19 protein-coding genes and 1 tRNA gene are annotated in these 20,443 nt (G+C 46.5%); 2 read left to right on the top strand and 18 right to left on the bottom strand.

The window, feature by feature from the left end:
* Nucleotides 1–906: 906 nt before the first annotated feature.
* On the top strand, nt 907–3,300 hold the full coding sequence (locus H511_RS0109805; RefSeq protein WP_027252129.1) for an ATP-binding protein: 2,394 nt from the start codon (nt 907–909) through the stop codon (nt 3,298–3,300).
* 72 nt (nt 3,301–3,372) lie between these two features.
* On the opposite strand, the gene H511_RS0109800 is transcribed toward H511_RS0109805, so the two are convergent.
* The 7 genes from H511_RS0109800 to H511_RS0109770 form a co-directional block, all read right to left on the bottom strand.
* Entirely contained in the window at nt 3,373–3,708 is a 336-nt protein-coding gene (locus H511_RS0109800) for a hypothetical protein (protein WP_051288043.1), read from the bottom strand.
* Between the two features lie 127 nt (nt 3,709–3,835).
* Nucleotides 3,836–4,447: an HAD family hydrolase gene (locus H511_RS0109795; protein ID WP_027252127.1), complete on the bottom strand. Its 612-nt coding sequence runs from the start codon at nt 4,445–4,447 to the stop codon at nt 3,836–3,838.
* Nucleotides 4,448–4,535: 88 nt separating this feature from the next.
* Nucleotides 4,536–5,336 carry a transporter substrate-binding domain-containing protein gene (locus H511_RS0109790; protein ID WP_036759432.1) on the bottom strand — a complete coding sequence of 267 codons (801 nt, stop codon included), beginning with the start codon at nt 5,334–5,336 and terminating at the stop codon, nt 4,536–4,538.
* Between the two features lie 279 nt (nt 5,337–5,615).
* Nucleotides 5,616–6,326 (bottom strand): helix-turn-helix transcriptional regulator, encoded by a 711-nt coding sequence (locus H511_RS0109785; RefSeq protein ID WP_027252125.1) that lies wholly within the window; start codon nt 6,324–6,326, stop codon nt 5,616–5,618.
* A 474-nt stretch (nt 6,327–6,800) separates the two neighbouring features.
* A complete protein-coding gene (locus H511_RS0109780; RefSeq protein ID WP_027252124.1) occupies nt 6,801–7,211 on the bottom strand; it encodes an ester cyclase in 411 nt (136 codons plus the stop codon).
* A gap of 212 nt (nt 7,212–7,423) precedes the next feature.
* Entirely contained in the window at nt 7,424–7,807 is a 384-nt protein-coding gene (locus H511_RS0109775; protein ID WP_155804852.1) for a hypothetical protein, read from the bottom strand.
* A 159-nt stretch (nt 7,808–7,966) separates the two neighbouring features.
* Complete coding sequence (locus tag H511_RS0109770) at nt 7,967–8,623, bottom strand: HAD family hydrolase (protein WP_027252122.1); 657 nt, start codon at nt 8,621–8,623, stop codon at nt 7,967–7,969.
* 308 nt (nt 8,624–8,931) lie between these two features.
* Here H511_RS0109770 and H511_RS0109765 point away from each other — a divergent pair, with 308 nt between their 5' ends.
* A complete protein-coding gene (locus tag H511_RS0109765; protein WP_027252121.1) occupies nt 8,932–9,243 on the top strand; it encodes a high-potential iron-sulfur protein in 312 nt (103 codons plus the stop codon).
* An 86-nt stretch (nt 9,244–9,329) separates the two neighbouring features.
* Here H511_RS0109765 and H511_RS0109760 read toward each other — a convergent pair.
* The 11 genes from H511_RS0109760 to thrS form a co-directional block, all read right to left on the bottom strand.
* Nucleotides 9,330–9,403: transfer RNA gene (locus tag H511_RS0109760), tRNA-Cys, on the bottom strand.
* 124 nt (nt 9,404–9,527) lie between these two features.
* A complete protein-coding gene (gene btuD / locus H511_RS0109755; protein WP_036759429.1) occupies nt 9,528–10,310 on the bottom strand; it encodes a vitamin B12 ABC transporter ATP-binding protein BtuD in 783 nt (260 codons plus the stop codon).
* 4 nt (nt 10,311–10,314) lie between these two features.
* On the bottom strand, nt 10,315–11,307 hold the full coding sequence (gene btuC / locus H511_RS0109750; RefSeq protein WP_027252119.1) for a vitamin B12 ABC transporter permease BtuC: 993 nt from the start codon (nt 11,305–11,307) through the stop codon (nt 10,315–10,317).
* A 163-nt stretch (nt 11,308–11,470) separates the two neighbouring features.
* Nucleotides 11,471–12,517 carry a succinylglutamate desuccinylase gene (locus H511_RS0109745; RefSeq protein ID WP_036759427.1) on the bottom strand — a complete coding sequence of 349 codons (1,047 nt, stop codon included), beginning with the start codon at nt 12,515–12,517 and terminating at the stop codon, nt 11,471–11,473.
* 261 nt (nt 12,518–12,778) lie between these two features.
* Complete coding sequence (ihfA, locus tag H511_RS0109740; RefSeq protein WP_027252117.1) at nt 12,779–13,075, bottom strand: integration host factor subunit alpha; 297 nt, start codon at nt 13,073–13,075, stop codon at nt 12,779–12,781.
* A gap of 439 nt (nt 13,076–13,514) precedes the next feature.
* Complete coding sequence (pheT, locus tag H511_RS0109735) at nt 13,515–15,902, bottom strand: phenylalanine--tRNA ligase subunit beta (RefSeq protein WP_027252116.1); 2,388 nt, start codon at nt 15,900–15,902, stop codon at nt 13,515–13,517.
* A gap of 20 nt (nt 15,903–15,922) precedes the next feature.
* Nucleotides 15,923–16,906 (bottom strand): phenylalanine--tRNA ligase subunit alpha, encoded by a 984-nt coding sequence (gene pheS, locus H511_RS0109730; protein WP_027252115.1) that lies wholly within the window; start codon nt 16,904–16,906, stop codon nt 15,923–15,925.
* Nucleotides 16,907–17,236: 330 nt separating this feature from the next.
* Nucleotides 17,237–17,590 carry a 50S ribosomal protein L20 gene (gene rplT / locus H511_RS0109725; protein ID WP_027252114.1) on the bottom strand — a complete coding sequence of 118 codons (354 nt, stop codon included), beginning with the start codon at nt 17,588–17,590 and terminating at the stop codon, nt 17,237–17,239.
* Nucleotides 17,591–17,630: 40 nt separating this feature from the next.
* Entirely contained in the window at nt 17,631–17,825 is a 195-nt protein-coding gene (gene rpmI, locus H511_RS0109720) for a 50S ribosomal protein L35 (protein WP_027252113.1), read from the bottom strand.
* A 95-nt stretch (nt 17,826–17,920) separates the two neighbouring features.
* Nucleotides 17,921–18,472: a translation initiation factor IF-3 gene (gene infC, locus H511_RS0109715; protein WP_081669239.1), complete on the bottom strand. Its 552-nt coding sequence runs from the start codon at nt 18,470–18,472 to the stop codon at nt 17,921–17,923.
* 3 nt (nt 18,473–18,475) lie between these two features.
* Nucleotides 18,476–20,404 carry a threonine--tRNA ligase gene (gene thrS / locus H511_RS0109710; RefSeq protein WP_027252111.1) on the bottom strand — a complete coding sequence of 643 codons (1,929 nt, stop codon included), beginning with the start codon at nt 20,402–20,404 and terminating at the stop codon, nt 18,476–18,478.
* Between the last annotated feature and the right edge of the window lie 39 nt (nt 20,405–20,443).

Here is a 20,443-nt window from a genome sequence, read left to right as displayed (position 1 = left end):
TTATTTACTCCATAACTAATGCGTACATAACCCTGTGATTTTTATATAATTATTAAGTTAATCATTAATTCTGTCGTATTAAAACATTCCGTCCAACCAAGTGGACACTACCAAAGGTTGAATATTGGTAAGCACGCTATTCATCAGATCAGTTCGCCATGGCATTCCATTAAGCCAGATTTAAAATGTCTTCGCTATCATCGCTATACATTCCACCTTCCACTAAAAAAACCTTCCCTCCGGCAGGCTATGCTGTCGAGACTGAGATCGATCTTTAGACGATGTAACCCCACTACTCCCGATGGCACAGAACTGTCTCAGTATAGTTAAATGGGCAGAACCATCACTTCGTTGAACTTCTGGCCGAGAAAATTAACCAATAGAAGCGCCCCGTACTTTAAGAATAATCTGAATTTTTTTTATGCCCACAAGATAATCTTTAGAAAAATCATTCGTTGACTAACGGTTGAATTTTTGGTATATGAGGCCAATACTTGATTATCCCTGATATCCACCCCGCTGAATTACACTTAATGTAAGTGAGTTCACGAGGGTAAAGTCACGGCTAAGAGTCAGTTCAGTTTCAAAAAATCATTTTTATTTACCAGCTTATGAAGCTGCATAGAACTGAGGAGTAATGCCAAAATCAATTGATCGAGATACACTAGCCGACAGGTTTCCGTTGCCATCACTGCTTTTCAAACAGATCACGAAGCGTATTGGAGACAGAACTGGAACCTGGCGCTATCCCGGTGAGCATCCACTTCCTGGGCAGATTCGATGTAGTGAATCTGTGATTTACGCTGACACAGAGCTATGAACACCCTCTAAATTCCCTCCTCCCTTCCAATCTAAACATCGAGTAACTACAATAACAGCATTTCTTATTGTCTCTATAGTGATACTGTGACTAAACATAAGTATATCATTTCGCTCCTACCGCTTTGCTTAATGTTTTTTTCTGTGCATGCTAAGTCTAAAATCCCGTTTTCTGAGGAAGAACTGCTTTGGATCAAATCAAACCCTGTCGTTCTTTATTCAATACAAAACTATTGGCCAATTGAATACACTCAGAACGGTCAACATAAAGGATTAAGTTATTACTTTCTGGATAAAATCGCGGAACAGACAGGGCTTGAGTTTAAACTGATACCTGCACATACAGATCAAGTTCTACGTAACGTCCAACTTGGTAAAATACATATGTCTACCATCGCCAATCCAACTTTACACGAATCAATACGTGAAAAGATGCTATTTTCTCATCCTTACTTATTTTCCGACACTGTAATAGTTAGACGCTCAGATCAAAACCTAGTATTCGGGTATCAAAAACTTAGTGGTATGAAAGTCGCAGTAAAAGGTGGAGGTGGACTGGAGTACTATCTGAGAAAGTACCACCCTGATATTAATTTAGTAATAAAGGATGACACTCGTGAAGCACTTAAGGCACTTTACGATGGTTCAGTGTCTGCTGTCGTCGATGGAGAAGCTCTACTCAGAGCCATTATTGAAAAAAATTACTACAACACACTCAGCCTTTCTGGCACATTAATCGACATGTACGTCTCACTCCAAATGCCAATTGCTCCCCAATACCCTATTCTGCAATCCATTATTAATAAGTCACTGGAGAACATCAGCTCAAAAGAAAGGGACAATATATATAAACTTTGGCTGCAAGATACCCAGATAGGTCAACCGTCCTGGCGTGTCATCGTAAATTACTATTTGCATGAAATCATCGCGTTGATTGTATTTTCCATTATCATAGTTTTTCTCTATCTGAAGGCTCGAATTGCAGAACAGCGCGCAGTAGCAAGTGAAAACCAAAAATCGCAGTTCCTAGCTGTTATGTCTCACGAAATTCGTACACCAATGAATGCTGTTCTTGCACCGGTAGACTTGTTGCTCAGAACACCTCTGTCTCCCCGACAAAAAGCACTCACCGAGCTTGCAAAATCTTCAGCGACTAACCTTATTGAACTACTTAATGATGTGTTGGATATCTCGAAACTCGAATCACACAATCTCACACTCTCTCTTGCGCCATGTAATTTGGAGGAACTCGCCAAAAGTGTTTCTGACAGTCAGCGTCTAGCAGCAAATAAAAAAGGCGTCCGCCTTCAGCTATTCACCAGCCAACTAGAGTCTGTTGATGTTTATATTGATCCAATGCGGCTTCGACAAATCTTAACGAATCTTCTCTCCAACTCGGTTAAGTTTACTGATCAAGGAAACATCGTTCTTAGCCTCTCTCTGGTAGAGATTTCCACGGACAGGACTACGGCAACTTTGACGATCTCTGTTAAAGATTCAGGTATCGGTATAACACCGGATAAACAAAGTAAAGTCTTCGAAGCCTATCAACAGGCAAATAATACCATTGCTAATAAGTATGGTGGAACAGGTCTCGGACTCAGTATTTGTAAGCAACTGGTGCTTCTGATGGGTGGTACCATAAGTCTACAGAGTCAACCTAATTCAGGCACCACGATTTACATTAAGATTCCTGTGAAAATAGCTTGCCGCATTCAAGACAACAGTACCTTTGTTCAGTCAGATATTTACCCAACAGCGATACCGAGTTCTGAACTTACAGCAAACATTCTAGTTGTTGAAGATTTAGCCACAAACCGACAAGTGCTACATGAGCAGTTGTGTGAACTTGGCCAACGCAGCACCTTTGTTGAGCATGGTGAGGAAGCACTACGTAAACTTGAGTCCGGAGAACAATTCGATCTTATTCTGATGGACTGCAATCTGCCAGACATTGATGGTTATCAGGTTACTGAACGTATCCGCAAGTTTGAGCAGAAAAACGGTTTACCTCTCACTCCAATTATCGCGATTTCAGCTGCAACCAGTGAACAGCACAAACTTCGTTGCATTGAGTTTGGAATGGATGGGATACTAACAAAACCCATCACCCTCAATGATCTGGAAAATATTCTCAGTTTGTGGCTTCCTGAACCAGAATCATCTCCCCCCGCCTCCCCAACAACGCCCCAGTACCGTGGAACACTGGAAGAACTCTACTGGAAAACATGCCAAGAAGACATGAAAAAACTCAGAACGGCAATTGAGCAAAGTGAGTGGGTGGATATAAGACACTATGTTCACCGTCTGAAAGGCGGCGCACTGACTATCGGGCAGAATACTCTCGCTCAGCCAGTTAAAGAGATGGAAGATCATTTGCTCGCTAATGAACAATGGTCAGTGACAGAACTGCTTTCCTGGCTGGATGATTACGAACGGCAACTCACTCGGTGGTACCTAAACGCAAGCAACGAAAACTGATCTATAATCCGATCACAAAGGATGCCAGACCCGCAAGCGAAGTCTGGCAATCAAGCAACTTTAGCGCATAGATTATTTCGGAATATTGAAGTTTTTATCATTCATGCAGGTGAACGTATAAAAATCTGAGCGCTCATTAAAATGGCTGAAACCTCGTCCATGGCAATATGCGCCGTTAATCTCATTCATGACTGTCAGCGTTTGCTGATTATTGACAGAAAAATAGCTGTCGTTTTCACACACCACACGGATTTTTCCGTCATCACTCTGAGAAAACGCTTTCACTTTTGCACCGCATAAGGAATAGCTGACATCGACGAAGTCATTAGCACGCTCATCGATTGATGCACTGCATCCTGCCAAAGCCAGACCAGATAATCCCACTACTATTGTTGTTAAGGCTTTCACAATCACCTCCTTACTAAATATTATATTTTGATTGTAGTGCGACCAGCATAAAAACGCATTAAAATCCTGCCACTAAATAAAAAATAAATCACATAGAATCATAAATTTAGTCAACGCTAATGTAGTGCTATCGCACTGGCGTTGCTGAGGTGAATTCTGCGATGGCGCCATCGACAACAAGAAAACAATCCATCCCTGCAGCCAATGCCGCCCGCCGTCCTAAATCGGTATCTTCAAAAACCACACACTGATGAGGCGCCAGCCCAATACGTTTAGCGGCTTCAAGGAAAGTATCCGGATGAGGTTTATGGTTCCGCACATCGTCAGCAGTGACTAAGGCGTCAAGTAAAGGTAAAAGGTCGGTTATGGTCAGCAAATTTTCTGCATTAACCTTGCGGCATCCGGTACCGACGGCCACTTTCTTCTGGCCTTTATACTGCAATAAAAGATTAACAGTGGCCGGAATGGCCTCTCCCTTGTGTTCCAGCGCTTCAAAAAAACGCCATTTGGTATCAGCCACTTCCCGGATATCATGATCCGTCTGATATTTTTCATTCATCATTTGCGCGGTTTTGATCGTGGGTGAGCCACCCAGACTCATCAGCCACTGCGAATCAAAAGGAATGTTGAATTGCTCGCAGGCATAGCGCCGGGCTGTTATATGGGCTGGCATTGAGTCAATCAGTGTGCCGTCCATATCGAAAATTAATCCCTGATACCGTGACAAATCCATATCCACCTCCAAATCAGTACGTTTTACCATAGTGACGCAAGTGGCCAGTACAGATCCAGAGTGAATGACTGTTATTCCGACACACAACGACTGGTTACTCAATATCCATGACGGCCAGTCCCCATTTTTCAGCTATCCGGTCAAAAAATCCCTGTGTTTTCTTTAACTCTATCCATTGATTGATGAAGTTAATCCAGACTTGATCATCTCTTGGCATCAACATTGCCAACGGTGTTGCCCGTCGCATCCCCTGCACGTTGGGAATGGTCAACTGCGGAAACCGGCTGATTAGCATTGCGGCCTCAATATTGGACGTCACAATGACATTGGCGCGGTTTGCCAGTAATTCCTGATAAGATTTTCCATTCTCTATCACCTGCTGTCTGGCTCTGGGAAAGAATTCTTTTACCATGGTTTCCTCAACGGCCCCCCGGCGGGAAGCCACCGTGACCGATGAGGAATTAAAATCGGCCCAATAGCGAAAACGAGTCTGGTTCGTTTTCTGCGTCACCGGCACAAAGGCAAGGTAATAGTAAGGCTGGCTGTAGCCGACTATCTTAGCCCGGCTGATATTGAGCGCCGCACTGCCGGTCAGGTCATATTTTTCCGTGACAATCCCGCTGACCAGGGCTTTCCAGTCCGTGGCGACGTATTCAACAGTCACACCGAGATCCTTGGCCAGCTCAGTCGTAATATCAATGTCGTATCCTTTGTAGAAATTTGTCGCAGGATCCCGCATAGTCATCGGCCCCCAGTCGCCGGTGGTACCCACCCGGAGTACTCCCCTGTCCATGACTTTCTGTAATCGGCTCGACGCCGCATGAACCTGACTGACGCACACCAGAAACAGTGCTAAAGACAGCAGCAGCAACCTAAAAGATAAGGTGAATCGCATCGGACACCTCCGGACACAACAGAACACGCATACTCAGCATTGAAATAAAGATAGCAGTGTCTGTGTGATCATTTTCATCTGAGGACAGAATAATTGTGTGTCAGAATTGAAAGTTTCTGTGTTTTTTTGTGATGTCCATTAATGCCAACACATTGTCTTATTTGTGAGAAATTGTACGCAAAAAAACTGCATTGTTTCGCAATGCAGTAAACACAATGAAGGAATTCATACAGGCGTGCTTATATTTCCAGACACACCACTAAGCACTCCGATAACAGATTAATTGTGATTTAAATTGTGCTTCCTCATTCTGAACTCACCCGGTGAGCATCCCATGTGCTTTTTAAAAACACGGGAGAAATAGGAAACATCCTTGAAACCAGAAGAATTAGCGATCTGAGAAATTTTCTCTCGATCAGAGCTTAATAAACCACACGCCAGATCCAGCCGTTTCTTTATAATGTACTGTTTCAGCGTGACTCCCATAATACTATGGAATAAACGGGAGAAGTAAGTCGGTGAGTAATGGCAAGCACTTGCCAGCTCTTCCTCGCGCAGTGGAGAACTCAGGTTTTCATCAATAATTTTCAGTGCAGGCCGGATTGAAAGCTCACGGTTTTCGAAACCAGGCTCAGATTCGTTTTCAATATTGTGTGTGTGCAGTCTGCTAAAACACTCCTCCAGCTCTTGCCTGCTGGCATTGGCCGCCAGCACATCTTCACCACCGGCCCTTAAAACATTAAGGGCCAGATTCCCATCCAGGTTATGGTATACGACAACAACCTTTGCGGCCGGGAAGCGATTTTTCACTGCACGCAGCAGCTCAAACCCTTCCGATGTCGAATCAATCACTTCAAGAAAAATCAGCTCTTGCCCCGTCATTGATGACAATAACTCATAAGGAGAAATCTCAATGACCTTGTGCGAAAGCTTCAAATTTTCTTTAGCTTCAACCTGCTTGTCATGATGACTACTGCTAACCCAAATCACATATTCACCTTAAACTGCTAGTGTCATATTCCCATGCTCTTATGATCAAGTGCATGAATGGTGGTTGACACTCCTTGTCGATGAATAAAAATGTACTGATAAGAATTCGTATGAATATCAGGGCAAAAATGTATTTACTTATAATAATTAACGATCAATAAACTAAATAAATCCAGCCGTTCGTGTTTGTTTCAAATATAAGCAACAATGAATAAAAACTCTGCTACCTATAAGACTTCAATAAGTTGAACAAGTTCCAATGGCGATTATGTGGGGTTTATTATTACCTAGGATTATATAGGTGCATTTTTTATCACAAAGAATTCTAACTTTTTGACATTCCATCATTGTCGCAAAAAAAGTCTCTACGACAAAAAAGTCTGACACAAAGGTGTATAAACATGGCCTTTTGATATCTAAAATACTGTTATTTCAGCCGTATGTTCTTCACTTTTATAGTATGGCTGACATAAATTACTTCACGGTACCTGATAACTGTTTATAGAGCTCAAAGCTGCTATCTTCCAGCCAGCACTCAACAATCAGGCCGTTTTCCAGCCGGAACTGGATCATACCTGTCATCTGTATCGTCTGTTTTTTACCCGGCAAATTGAACCATCCGCCATGATATTGAGCCTGACAGCGATATCTGACCACTGTCAGTGGCGGCTGACTAATGACATCTGAGATCGAGAAAGCGACAGACTTGAATTTTTGCCGCCATAACAGCAGGTATGAAAGGTAGCTTTCATGAGACAGAGGATGCCGGCGACCGCCCGGCAAGTGAAAAATAAAGGGATCAGAGACATACTCAGCGAGACTGGAGCTACTCGCATTGGCCCAGATATCCAGAAACCAGGCATCAATCCAATCCTCCCTTGCCATTACAGATCTCACCTCACCACTTTCAGACATCAACATCTACCACAAGAAAACAGACCCATCTTCATTGCAAAGATGCAGCAACATTAGCGTAACGCCAATTTATCCCAGGCACTCATCAGATCCTATACCGGGATGTAAAACAAACAAATAACTTCGCTCAATGTCAAATTTATCAATTGCCTTGTATCCTATGAACAACCATGAGTATCAGATTACTGATTTCTTACGTTCTGCATGGTATTAACCAGGCTGGTGTTTGTTTTCGTGGTATCGGCAGCATCGGATACAAATGGTTCGGCCTGCTTGAGATAGAAGCGTGCTTGCTCGTTGTTCCCAACCAGATAATAGTTATGCGCGATTGCGCCCAGCAACTCAATCAGGGCTGTTTTGTCATGATAGGTACTGGCCTGCCGCAACATAGACTGGAAAATGACTATGCTTGTTTCTGGTGTATTCGACGCCATGATTTGAGATAAATCAGGCCTTAACGTTTGTAATGGAGTTGCACAGAATGTATTGCTGCCGGCTGCGAGCACAGTGCCGGAACCACACAGCAGAGCCACAATAAACACAGACTGACGGATGAAAGACATCATAACCACCTGGCTCCCTATGCTGAATCAGAGCCATCATTATCATGTGTTCTCACGCCATACGAAGACTGACATCCAAACATGGTAATACACTCTCATCATTGCGTAATAGCTTCACCGTGTTACCAGACATTTTGTCGGCCTGGTAACATTCTTCAGCCATTAATTGATGTCGAACTTGGGAAGAACAGCCTGATAAAACGACAAACTGGGAATATAAGTATGGTGACTTAACTTTTTACCGACAGCGACAAATTCATAACCCAGCTCCTGAGAAGCTCTTTGATTCCACTCACCTTCCGCAAACACTATCCGGCGCTTAAACGTCATTCCCGTATCCTGCTTCGCTCTGAATGCAGCAAGCGCCATGATTTCCGTTCTGCTGGCAGCATCAGACGACGAGGCAAAAGTCATTTTACTTACATCTATTCCTGCCGCTTTCAATTTCAGGCGACTTGCCGCTGCCCATCCGCCACTGGTAATAGCAACATGCGTATCGTCCCGGACAGCCATTTGCTCAAGAAACTCTCTGGCACCTTTACTCAGCACAATCTCTTGAGGGACTGAATGCAGTCTGGCCGTGAGATTCTCCAGATACTTTTGTTCTACCTGACGGTGAACAATTGAGCGGCTCGAAAGCACAGGATACTGATGAAGGATCTCATCTAACATTGCCGAATCCGTCACCCCCCGCTCTTGATAGCGCGATTTATCCAAAGTGATGTGGAGGACGGCTTCGACGGCTTGCTGAAAACACATCATATCCATTTCCCTGGCATTCACCAAAGCACCATCCACATCCACTAACAACAGATTCATCCCTATACCTTCATTGATTTTTATCATCGGTGATAATGCCGTACAGAATGGGGATGTAAACAAAATGTTTCAACAAGTGATTTGTTAAAAATTATCTTTTTTTGCGTAATCTCAAACTCTTAATGGACTCTCTAAGCAATTCAGATCCCTCGCGGGTCAGAAATTAATAATAAAGCGCAACCTACCTCAAAAACTTAACACTGTGATTTTTTAGCGGATTTGCCGATTCTTTCCCACAATTACTCAGTTCGCTGAGTAAATCCGGTGAACAGCATGTGAGCAATAAATGACTATAAAAGGAAAATGTGATGAAAACCTCAACTGACCGTCGGCGCTTTCTGCGCCTGACTATGGCAGGCATCATAGGCATCACACTGGGTGATCAGATCCTGCAGCGTAAAGCGCTGGCCAGTGAAGAACTGCCACATCTGGCAGAAGATGATGCTCAGGCAACTGCCTTGCAATACACGCATAAGTCGCCTCATGAAGAGAACCATTGCGGTAACTGTATGCTGATACAAGGTAATGAAGGTGATGAATGGAGACCCTGCTCAATCTTTCCCGGTAAAGCGGTGAATGTAAATGGCTGGTGCTCTGCCTGGACGGCCAAACCTGCTTAACAGATGACAAAGCCCGTAGTTACTGCGGGCTTTTCCCCTCAAACGACATGCAGATTTTGCTTGCAGGAGGTGAAGTTCGATAAGAATGGAGGCGCGTCCCGGAGTCGAACCGAGGTCCACGGATTTGCAATCCGCTGCATAGCCACTCTGCCAACGCGCCTTAATGAAGCTTGTCTCAGAAGACGAAGCGGATTATCCAAATCCTGCTAAGAAGTACAAGCCTTTTCTGACTGAAATCACTTAACTGATTACTTTTCCGGCCAACAACGACTTTCAACGGGGAATCAGCTAAAAAACAACCCAATTCTTCCGTTATGGTTTACACGCTCAACCTGAGTGGCGAACGTCTGCTCAAGCCGTTCATTCGACATCACCTCTTCAGGTTTTCCCTTTGCAACACAGCTTCCCCCTTTCAGCAGGATCACGCTATCTGCAAATTGCAGCGTCCGGTTCAGGTCATGGTTCGCCATAATGACAGCAATGCCTTGCTCAGCCATATAATGCAACAGTCGGTATAAAGAAACTTCCTGCCCGATATCGAGCGCTGTTGCCGGTTCATCCAGCAATAGCAGGCAGCCATCCGGGTTCAGTCCCGGCCAGACCTGCAAACAGGCAGCCGCTAATCTGACCCGCTGCCATTCGCCTCCGGACAATTGCTGAATGTGGCGATCCAGTTTGTCATCGATAGAAAGCCACTGACTGACATCCTGAATAGCCTGAGTAACCTTCTCTATGTTTGCTTCCGGAATCGCGGATACAGCTAACTGCAAGTAATGATAAACACCGACGGCAAAACCCGGTTTATCCTGCTGCGACAAATAACTGCGATACCGGGCCATATCGCGAAGATCCATCTCTGACAGACACTGCCCTGCCAGTGTTACCTTGCCGGCACCTTGAAACAGCCCGGATAAGCACTGGATAGCTGTGCTTTTCCCGCTACCGTTAGGACCAATCAGATGGACCACTTCACCACGCTTTACTGAAAAACTGACCGGCAGTAATCTTCTGCCCAGCGATATATTTTCAGCTTGTAATACACAATCCAGATCTGAACGGATTACCATCTGCCTACTCCACTTGCGAACGCAACAGCATCCAGATAAACACAGGGGCGCCCAATGTCGTGGTCACAACGCCCACAGGCAATTCTGCAGCAGGCAGCAGGACCCGTGCCAATACATCCGCAACTGCCAGCAGTAAAGCCCCGAAGCAGGCTGAAAGCGGTAGCAGGTATCGGTTTTCCGCCCCCAACGCCAAACGCAGCAAGTGAGGAATCACCAGACCAATAAAGCCAATCACACCTGCCATAGCGACTGATGTTCCCACTAACAGGGCGATAATCAATATCAATCGCCAGCGCAGTGCAGCCACATCCAGCCCTAACTGTCGTGCATGGGTTTCCCCCAGCATCAGAATGTCCAGCTGCCGGCCACGGGAGCATAACCAGATCAATGCAGGAAGGAGAATGAGCAGCACGCTAAGCTGCGCCCAGGAAACACCGGCAACACTTCCCATCAGCCAGTACATCAGTTGTCTGAGGTTCAGATCGTCGCTGAAATAAAATGCCCAGGTCACCACTGCCCCGGACAAAATACCCAGAGCAACACCTATGAGCAGCAAACGCGCGGTAGACACCCTTCGGATACGGGCAAGGCCAACAAGCAGCAAAGTAAAGATCAGTGCGCCAGCCATAGCAACCAGCATTGTCAGCCAGGGACTCGGCACCGAAGGAAGCAAAAACAGTAAGAGAACAAGCGCCAGGCTGGCCCCACCCGAAATCCCCAGCACACCGGGCTCCGCCAGCGGATTGCCCAGCAATACCTGCAACACAGCACCGGAAGCTGCCAACGCAGCCCCAATTGCCATGGCGGCCACTAGCCTTGGCAGTCTGAGCTGCCATAACAATTGCTTCTCAAGCTCGCCAAAAGGTTGCCAGGGTTTCAGCCAGATCTCACCCACCGACAATGAAAACAGACCGCAGCTGATAAGCAAAATCGCAACAAGCCAGAAGCTCACTTTCCATTTATGGCGACGCTGATGAAGAATACGGTCTAAGTGCATGATGTCGTGTGTGTTCGTGAGTGAGAACCAAAGAGGAAACATACAGGGTCTTTCAAAAAATGAAAAGCAAGCCAGTTAAATTGGCTTGCTTTCAGAAGTATTTATACTGCGGCTGCTGATTATCTGACGGTTTTCAGTCCTTCAGAGCCTGAGCACTCAGCGCTTAGAATTTAGCAACGACCTGATCTGTGAGATCAACCTCTGATTGCTTGACCAGCAAACATGCCCGTTGTCCCAGCGCCACATTGGGGTTAGGGAAAACAACAGACTCTCCCCCTTTGGCAGCCACGAATTCTTCACCGTTATCGCTCCCCAGCACCGTACCTTCTTCAAAGTAGGTAAAGTTAGCCTGATTAGCCGGAAAGGTGAAAGCGAACTGATCTGTGTGCTTAGTAAGAGTACGGGTCACCCGATACACACACACTTGTTTGTCGCCCTGGTAGTCTGGCAGTGATTGTTGTGAAACGAGTGCGAGCATCGCCTGGTTAAAGGCTTCAAGCCGCTCTAAATCGTTCTCACCCAGCCGTGCCACCTTGCCCAGCTCCATCGTCAGTGCCTGCGCGCCATAATTCTGAGCACTGTACCAGCTGAATGTCGGTGCCGCAGAACCAGAGAGCATCATTGCCTCGATCTCACCGTGATGCAGAAAATTAAACAGCGCTAAGCCACGCGTTTTATGTTCACTATAAGGGCTGACCGCAAAAGTGTAGTGCTGTGAATCACGGATGGCACTATGCAGATCCAAATGCCAGCGTTCGGCATTCTCTGATGGCGAGTTCTGAAAGAATGCATCCACTAAGCGCTGAAGTAAGTTCGCGCGAATACGATCAACATTCTTTTCATCATTGATACCGCCAAATAGCCGGTTCATATTTTCATCAATAAAGCGGGTATGGGCATTAATGGCTTCAGGATGACCAATGATCAGCAATAAACGATGCTCGGGCATCAAATCACCAAGCAGGATTTTTTCCGCTAACTGCTGCAGCAGTTCAATCGGGCCGGTTTCATCACCGTGTACCCCTGCCGAAATAATGATGTCTTTACTGGCAGCGGATAAGTCAGGTGGAATAACGGTTAAAACACCACGCGCCGTCAACTGACACAATACACCATTTTCTAACTGCCACTCCCCCGCCTCAAACGGCAAAGATAAATCCAGGGTCGCAGAAAGAAATTCCCCGTTTTGCACTGCCTTTAACAAAGCCATTATACCTCCTCGTCCTTGTAACAGGCATGTTCTTACAGGCGATTTCATGATTGCACGAATAACAACCAATAAAGAACACTAAAAGATGAAAGAAAATCAGTGAAATAAACTGCTTTTACTATACATCCTGGCTACATAGTTTCAACACTATATTGATAACTGCAGACAAGAATGAGACCAGGGTATACTCTTTTCAGAGCTGATAATGAAAAACCCAAGTAAGCAACTCGCTTACTTGGGTTTCTTGTCGGCTCAAACCACTTATTTTTCGATTTTGATATTCTCAACGCGTGCTTTAAGCTTCTGACCAGGGCGAAAGGTCACCACTCGCCGTGCCGAGATTGGAATATCTTCACCGGTTTTAGGATTTCGTCCGGGACGCTCGTTTTTATCGCGCAGATCAAAATTACCAAAACCTGATAACTTAACCTGTTCGCCACACTCAAGTGCCTTTCTGATCTCCTCGAAGAAGACTTCCACCGTATCCTTGGCGTCCCGTTTGCTTAGTCCGACATTCTCAAACAGGTTCTCAGCCAATTCGGCTTTTGTGAGCGCCATAGATAACTCCCTCAAGACTATGTTGAACAAATAGTAAACATATCACTTATGCTTACTGCGAATACTTCATGTGTAGCCAGGCTGCCCACCTATGCACTAAAATGCATTATAGCCTTCACTTCAGTGGCTGACCTTAACTAGAGACAAGTTTATGCCAACTAGCTGATTTCCGCCAACTTTTTTAGGTAAACTTACCGTAAAATGATTGACTCTTACATTCCTGACAAGCATGCTCACATGCACCTTGTTGTGTTTACGCTTGTCGAGCAGCAACAATAAAAACCAAAATTAAAGTCAGTTGCAGTCAATAAAACCACAAACATGTATCGTACAGAGAATTTTTACTATTTATCAAAATCTTAGCTTTAACTGAAAAAAAATCAAAAAAAAGCAGCCCTTTCGGCTGCTTTTTCATCAATTGTTAAGTGATAACAGTGAGTTAATCGCGAAGCGTTGCGCCAAACTGATCGCCGAGAACCGCAACAATCGCCTCTACGGCACCATTGATATCCGTTTCTTCCAGCGTTCGGTCAGCAGACTGAAGGTATAAAGCAATCGCCAGACTCTTCTGACCTTCCTCAACACCTTTACCGCGGTAAACATCGAACAGATTCACATCTGTCAGTAGCTCGCCGCCCTGCGCCAGGCAAACCTGCAACACATCACCAGCGGCAACATCTTCTGAAACCACTACGGCGATATCACGACGGTTCGCAGGAAACTTAGACACAGCTTTAGCCTGAGGGATCGCTCGACTTGCGATAGCATTCCACTCAACTTCAAACACAATAGTACGTCCGTTAAGGTCGAACTTGCGCTCCAGCTCAGGATGAACCGTACCGATAAAGCCAACTTCCTTACCATCTACGATGATAGCCGCTGACTGTCCCGGATGCAGAGCCGGGTGCTTGGCTGGAGTAAATGTAAATTCAGCATCGTTGGCAGTCAGTTCCAGAACCGCTTCCAGATCACCTTTCAGATCAAAGAAATCAACGGTGTTTGTTGCGATATCCCAGTGCTCTTCACTGCGGGCACCCGCAATCACACCAGCCAGCATGGATTCCTGCCGGATACCATTTTCAGCATTTTCATCTGGCATAAAACGCAGACCAGATTCGAACAGACGTACACGAGGCTGCTGACGCTTCTGGTTGAAGGCAACCGTATTCAGCAGACCCGTCCACAGGCTCAGGCGCATTGCCGACATTTCAGCAGAAATCGGGTGCGGCAGAATGATCGCGTCCACATCCGGCACGATCAGTTTCTGCTGCTCTGGCTCAACAAAGCTATAAGTAATCGCTTCGTGATAGCCACGGTCAACCAGCAGATCGCGAACGCGTTTCAGTGGCAGGTTGGCTTCCTGGTGCAGATTCATGCTCAACGCCGCCACCGGCGACTGAGTCGGGATATTGCTGTATCCGTAGATACGGCCAACTTCTTCTATCAGATCTTCTTCAATGGCCAGGTCAAAACGCCAGCTTGGTGCAACTGCACGCCAGCCGGTATCAGTAGGTTCGACCATACAGCCAAGGCGGCTCAGAATCTCAACGACGTCTTCATCAGAGACAAAGTGGCCCAGCAGGCTGTCCAACTTGCTGCGACGCAATACGATACTGTTTTGCTCAGGCAGATGCTGTTCAGATTCGGCTTCTACGATTGGCGCAACGTCACCACCGCAAATCTCAATCAGCAACGCAGTTGCACGTTCCATTGCTTTGGTTTGCAGGCCTGCATCCACGCCACGCTCAAATCGATGAGACGAATCAGTATGCAAACCGTAGCTGCGAGCACGGCCACGAATGGCATCCGGCGTGAAAAACGCACACTCCAGAAGCACATCTTTGGTGTTTTCGCTTACACCTGAGTGCTCACCACCAAAGATTCCCGCCATAGCCAGCGCTTTTGACTGATCAGCAATCACCAGTGTGTCACTGTTCAGTTCCGCTTCAGTGCCGTCGAGCAGGGTCAGCTTCTCGCCTTGCTCCGCCATACGAACAACAATGCCGCCGTCGATCTGGTTCAGATCGAACGCATGCATTGGCTGTCCCAGCTCAAGCATCACATAGTTGGTAATATCAACAATTGGGTCGATAGAGCGAACACCACAACGGCGCAGCTTTTCCTGCAGCCACAACGGAGATTCCGCCTTCACGTTCACGTTGCGAACGATACGTCCCTGATAGCGCGGACACGCTTCCGGCGCTTTCACTTCGATAGCGATCTTATCGTCAATAGCCGGTGCAACAGCATCAAAAGATGGCGGAGTCACTTCAGCACGGTTTAATACACCAACTTCACGCGCCAGACCTGCAATGCTCAAACAATCAGCACGGTTGGGTGTCAGATCAACATCAATGATGACATCGTTCAGGCTCAGGAATTCGCGGAAATCTGTCCCAATCACAGCATTGTCCGGCAGTTCCATAATGCCATCTGAATCAACATCAATGCCTAATTCAGTGAAAGAACACAGCATGCCATGAGATGGCTGGCCACGCAGTTTCGCTTTCTTGATTTTAAAATCACCCGGCAAAACAGCGCCCACAGTTGCCACAGCAACTTTCAGGCCCTGACGGCAATTTGGCGCGCCGCAGACAATGTCCAGCAGCTCTTCTTCGCCCACATCCACTTTGGTCACACGCAGTTTGTCCGCATCCGGGTGCTGACCGCATTCAACCACCTGACCGACTTTAACACCGCTAAAGCTGCCTGATACAGGTTCAATACCGTCAACTTCCAGACCTGCCATAGTGATCTGGTGAGCTAGTTCTTCGCTGTTGTTAGCAGGATTGACCCACTCGCGTAGCCAAGATTCAGAAAATTTCATAATTTGCTAGCCCCTAATACTTACTTGAACTGTTTCAGGAAACGAAGATCGTTTTCGAAGAATGCACGCAGGTCATTCACGCCGTAACGCAGCATGGTCAGACGCTCGACACCCATACCAAATGCGAAACCTGAATACTTCTCAGGATCGATATTAACGGCACGCAGTACATTAGGGTGGACCATTCCGCAACCCAACACTTCCAGCCATTTTCCGCCTTTACGGCGTACATCCACTTCAGCTGAAGGCTCAGTAAACGGGAAATATGAAGGACGGAAACGAATCTCCAGATCTTCTTCAAAGAAGTTGTGCAGGAAGTCGTGCAGGATACCTTTCAGCTGAGCAAAGTTCACATTCTCATCAACCAGCATACCCTCAACCTGATGGAACATTGGAGTATGCGTCTGGTCGTAATCGTTACGGTACACCCGGCCTGGAGCGATAAAACGCAGCGGCGGCTGGCTGGCTTCCATGGTACGAATCTGTACACCAGAAGTATGCGTACGCAGCATCAGCTCAGGATTAAAGAAGAAAGTGTCGTGATCGGTACGAGCCGGGTGATCTTTGGCAATGTTCAAAGCATCAAAGTTATGGAAACCGTCTTCGATCTCTGGGCCGGACTCAACGGTAAAGCCAAGTTCACCAAAGAAGCTTTCGATACGCTCAATAGTACGGGTTACCGGGTGCAAACCACCATTTTCAATACGACGACCCGGCAAGCTCACGTCGATGGTTTCAGCAGCCAGCTTGGCTTCCAGTTCAGCACGCTGCAGTGCGTCTTTACGAGCGGCAATTGCCTGCTGAACAGCTTGCTTTGCCAGGTTGATCTGCTGACCGGCTTCGCGACGCTCTTCAGGTGGCAATTTACCCAGGCTTTGCAGTTGAAGGGTCAGTTCACCCTTCTTACCCATATAATGGACACGGACTTCGTCCAGAGCAGCGACTGAGTCAGCCTGCTCAATTGCTGCCGTTGCGTTGGCAATAATCTCTTCTAGATGTTGCATCGTTTCCTCATCCACACACTGGTGGCGTCCTTCAGGGAGATAAATTCGCGTAACGATACATATTAATGAAAGCTGGTGCTAAATCCAAACTCAATCGCTACTTAGCTGTGTATTTGCTAAAAAATTTTCCAGAAAAATAGCCCTGAACAACGCCAGAAAGCATTTAGGCACGTTTCAGGGGGTAAGAAAGCTCAGATAACCGAGAGCCCTTGGGCAAGCAGAGACTGGTCGTAACGGTTCACTGGCTCAAGTGATCCTGAGAGGACTTGTATATTGAAACGAAAAAAAGGAGAGCCTAGGCTCTCCTTATTTCATCAAACTGAACTGAAATTACAGTGCAGCTTTCGCTTTTTCAACCAGAACGGTGAAAGTCGCTTTGTCGAAAACAGCGATATCAGCCAGGATCTTACGATCGATTTCGATAGATGCTTTCTTCAGACCATTGATGAAGGTGCTGTAGGTCATGTCGTTTTGACGTGCCGCAGCATTGATACGTGCAATCCACAGTTGACGGAAAGTACGTTTCTTGTTGCGACGGTCACGGTAAGCGTATTGACCGGCTTTAGTAACTGCTTGGAAAGCTACACGATATACACGTGAACGTGCACCGTAGTAACCTTTAGCTTGTTTAAGAACTTTTTTGTGACGTGCACGCGCTTGTACACCACGTTTTACGCGAGGCATAGGAAACTCCTAACTAATTAAATACGATAACTAAAAACGATTAAGCGAACGGAAGCATACGTGCTACTGCTGCTACTTCACATGCAGGAAGCAGAGAGTTTGGACGTAGCTGACGCTTGTTCTTAGTAGTACGCTTAGTCAGAATGTGACGCTTGGTCGCACGCTTGTACTTAAAACCACCAGCAGTTTTCTTGAAACGCTTAGCAGCACCTTTGTTGGATTTCATCTTAGGCATGATGAGACTCCGCATTGTTGATAGTTAATAACATAGTAATCAGGCGAACAAAAAGCGCTGCACTGAGCAGCGCTTTTGCTACTTGAAGGCCTGAATTACTTCTTCTTAGGGGCAAGCATCATGGTCATTTGACGACCTTCTACACGACTAGGGAAGCTCTCGACGACAGCGATGTCGACCAGTTCATCCTTAATACGGTTCAGAAGATCGATACCCAGACCTTGGTGGGCCATTTCACGACCGCGGAAACGCAGTGTGACTTTACCCTTGTTGCCCTCTTCTAAAAAGCGAGTCAGGTTGCGCAGTTTTACCTGATAGTCGCCTTCATCTGTACCAGGACGGAATTTAACTTCCTTAACCTGGATTTGTTTTTGCTTTTTCTTTTGCTCTTTAGCAGCCTTGCTCTTTTCGAACAGGTACTTGCCATAGTCCATCACTCGACAGACTGGTGGCTCGGCATTAGGGCTGATTTCAACCAGATCGACACCAGCTTCATTCGCTGCACTAATTGCTTCTTCAATAGAAACAACACCGATAGACTCACCATCGATACCAGTTAAACGAACTTCGCGTACGCCACGGATTTCGCCATTGATACGGTGTGCGTTTTGCTTAACTGGTGCTTGAGTTTTTTTTCCGCCTTTAATACCTTATTCCTCCAAAACATTGAGCTTGCGACTGCTAATCTCTTGTTGCATGTACGCAACAAAGTCATCAATCTTAAATTTACCCAAATCGTTACCCTTGCGAGTACGGACCGCAACCTCACCTGCTTCGACTTCTTTGTCACCGCAGACAAGCATATACGGAACTCGCTTTAAAGTATGTTCGCGGATTTTAAAGCCAATTTTCTCATTTCTCAAGTCCGCGTTGACTCGGATTCCACTTTTTTGCAGTTTTTCTACAACTTCGCGAACATATTCTGACTGACTGTCAGTAATATTCATGACAACTGCTTGTTGTGGCGCCAACCAGGTTGGGAAATAACCCGCGTATTCTTCGATGAGGATACCGATGAAACGCTCCAGGGAGCCAAGAATGGCGCGGTGAATCATAACCGGCGTATGACGCTCATTATCTTCACCGACATAAGTCGCCCCCAGACGCTCAGGCAGAGCAAAGTCTAGCTGAACTGTACCGCACTGCCAAGCTCGATCTAAGCAGTCATGCAAAGTAAATTCAATTTTAGGGCCGTAGAACGCCCCTTCACCTTCCTGAATATCGTAAGGAATGCTCATTGATTCCAGTGCGATTTTCAGATCAGACTCGGCTCTATCCCACATTTCATCGGAACCCACACGCTTTTCAGGGCGTGTAGACAGCTTCACCACAATATTGTTGAAGCCGAAAGTTTCATAGGTATCGTAAACCATCTTGATACAGGAAGTGACTTCTTCCTGAACTTGGTTTTCGGTACAGAAAATGTGCGCATCATCCTGAGTAAAACCACGCACACGCATCAGACCGTGCAATGCGCCTGATGGTTCATTTCGGTGGCAGCTGCCGAACTCGGCCATACGTAACGGCAGATCACGGTATGATTTCAGACCCTGATTGAAGATCTGAACGTGACCCGGACAGTTCATAGGCTTAATCGCATACTCACGCTTTTCCGACTCAGTCGTGAACATGTTTTCTGCGTATTTGTCCCAGTGACCAGAGCGCTCCCACAGAACGCGGTCCATCATCAGCGGACCTTTCACTTCCTGGTAGTCATACTCAGTCAGCTTGTCACGGACGAACACTTCCAGCTCACGGAACACGGTCCAGCCGTTGTGATGCCAGAATACCATACCCGGCGCTTCTTGCTGCATATGATACAGATCAAGCTGCTTACCCAGTTTACGGTGGTCACGCTTAGCCGCTTCTTCCAGACGCGTCAGATGCGCTTTCAGTGCTTTCTTATCATGGAAGGCTGTACCGTAAATACGCTGCAACATCTTGTTATCGCTGTTACCACGCCAGTAAGCGCCAGCCACATTCAGCAGTTTGAAATGCTGGCAGAAGCCCATGTTCGGCACGTGCGGGCCACGGCACATGTCGATGTATTCTTCGTGATGGTACAAACCCGGACGATCATCGCGAGAGACATTCTCATCCAGAATTTCCATTTTGTACGGTTCGCCGCGAGACTCAAAGGTATCACGTGCTTCCTGCCAGCTGACTTTCTTCTTGATAACGTCGTACTTGGTTTTCGCCAGCTCGACCATGCGCTTTTCGATCTTTTCCAGATCGTCAGCCGTCAATGGTTGCTCCAGATCGACGTCATAATAGAAACCGGAATCAATCGTCGGACCGATCGCCATTTTCACATCCGGGTACAATTGCTTGATCGCATGACCCAAAAGGTGAGCACAAGAGTGACGAACGATTTCCAGACCGTCTTCATCTTTTGCGGTGATGATTTCCAGTTTTGCGTCGTTTTCAATCAAATCACAGGCATCAACGCGAACACCGTCAACACGGCCGGCGATACAGGCTTTCGCCAGGCCAGGGCCGATAGACAGCGCCACATCGAGAGTTGAAACCGGGTTATCAAATTGACGCTGACTGCCGTCAGGAAGAGTAATTACAGGCATTCATTGATCCTTTGTTCAGTGGTGCCACATACCAAGTAG

Origin of the sequence: Photobacterium halotolerans DSM 18316, from assembly GCF_000425165.1 — a bacterium.
GTDB classification, from domain to species: Bacteria; Pseudomonadota; Gammaproteobacteria; order Enterobacterales; family Vibrionaceae; genus Photobacterium; species Photobacterium halotolerans.
The sequence above is the reverse complement of the archived record's forward strand: the minus strand, read 5'-3'. Positions and strand labels throughout refer to the sequence as shown.

What these genes read in the sequence shown, in the direction of transcription:
- H511_RS0109775 (WP_155804852.1), bottom strand. Translation starts at nt 7,807, where the DNA reads ATGATGTCTTTCATCCGTCAGTCTGTGTTTATTGTGGCTCTGCTGTGT.
- rpmI (WP_027252113.1), bottom strand. Translation starts at nt 17,825, where the DNA reads ATGCCTAAGATGAAATCCAACAAAGGTGCTGCTAAGCGTTTCAAGAAA.
- ihfA (WP_027252117.1), bottom strand. Translation starts at nt 13,075, where the DNA reads ATGGCGCTCACAAAAGCCGAATTGGCTGAGAACCTGTTTGAGAATGTC.
- pheT (WP_027252116.1), bottom strand. Translation starts at nt 15,902, where the DNA reads ATGAAATTTTCTGAATCTTGGCTACGCGAGTGGGTCAATCCTGCTAAC.
- H511_RS0109765 (WP_027252121.1), top strand. Translation starts at nt 8,932, where the DNA reads ATGAAAACCTCAACTGACCGTCGGCGCTTTCTGCGCCTGACTATGGCA.
- rplT (WP_027252114.1), bottom strand. Translation starts at nt 17,590, where the DNA reads ATGCCTCGCGTAAAACGTGGTGTACAAGCGCGTGCACGTCACAAAAAA.
- pheS (WP_027252115.1), bottom strand. Translation starts at nt 16,906, where the DNA reads ATGCAACATCTAGAAGAGATTATTGCCAACGCAACGGCAGCAATTGAG.
- H511_RS0109790 (WP_036759432.1), bottom strand. Translation starts at nt 5,336, where the DNA reads ATGCGATTCACCTTATCTTTTAGGTTGCTGCTGCTGTCTTTAGCACTG.
- btuC (WP_027252119.1), bottom strand. Translation starts at nt 11,307, where the DNA reads ATGCACTTAGACCGTATTCTTCATCAGCGTCGCCATAAATGGAAAGTG.
- H511_RS0109780 (WP_027252124.1), bottom strand. Translation starts at nt 7,211, where the DNA reads ATGGCAAGGGAGGATTGGATTGATGCCTGGTTTCTGGATATCTGGGCC.
- H511_RS0109770 (WP_027252122.1), bottom strand. Translation starts at nt 8,623, where the DNA reads ATGAATCTGTTGTTAGTGGATGTGGATGGTGCTTTGGTGAATGCCAGG.
- H511_RS0109745 (WP_036759427.1), bottom strand. Translation starts at nt 12,517, where the DNA reads ATGGCTTTGTTAAAGGCAGTGCAAAACGGGGAATTTCTTTCTGCGACC.
- thrS (WP_027252111.1), bottom strand. Translation starts at nt 20,404, where the DNA reads ATGCCTGTAATTACTCTTCCTGACGGCAGTCAGCGTCAATTTGATAAC.
- btuD (WP_036759429.1), bottom strand. Translation starts at nt 10,310, where the DNA reads ATGGTAATCCGTTCAGATCTGGATTGTGTATTACAAGCTGAAAATATA.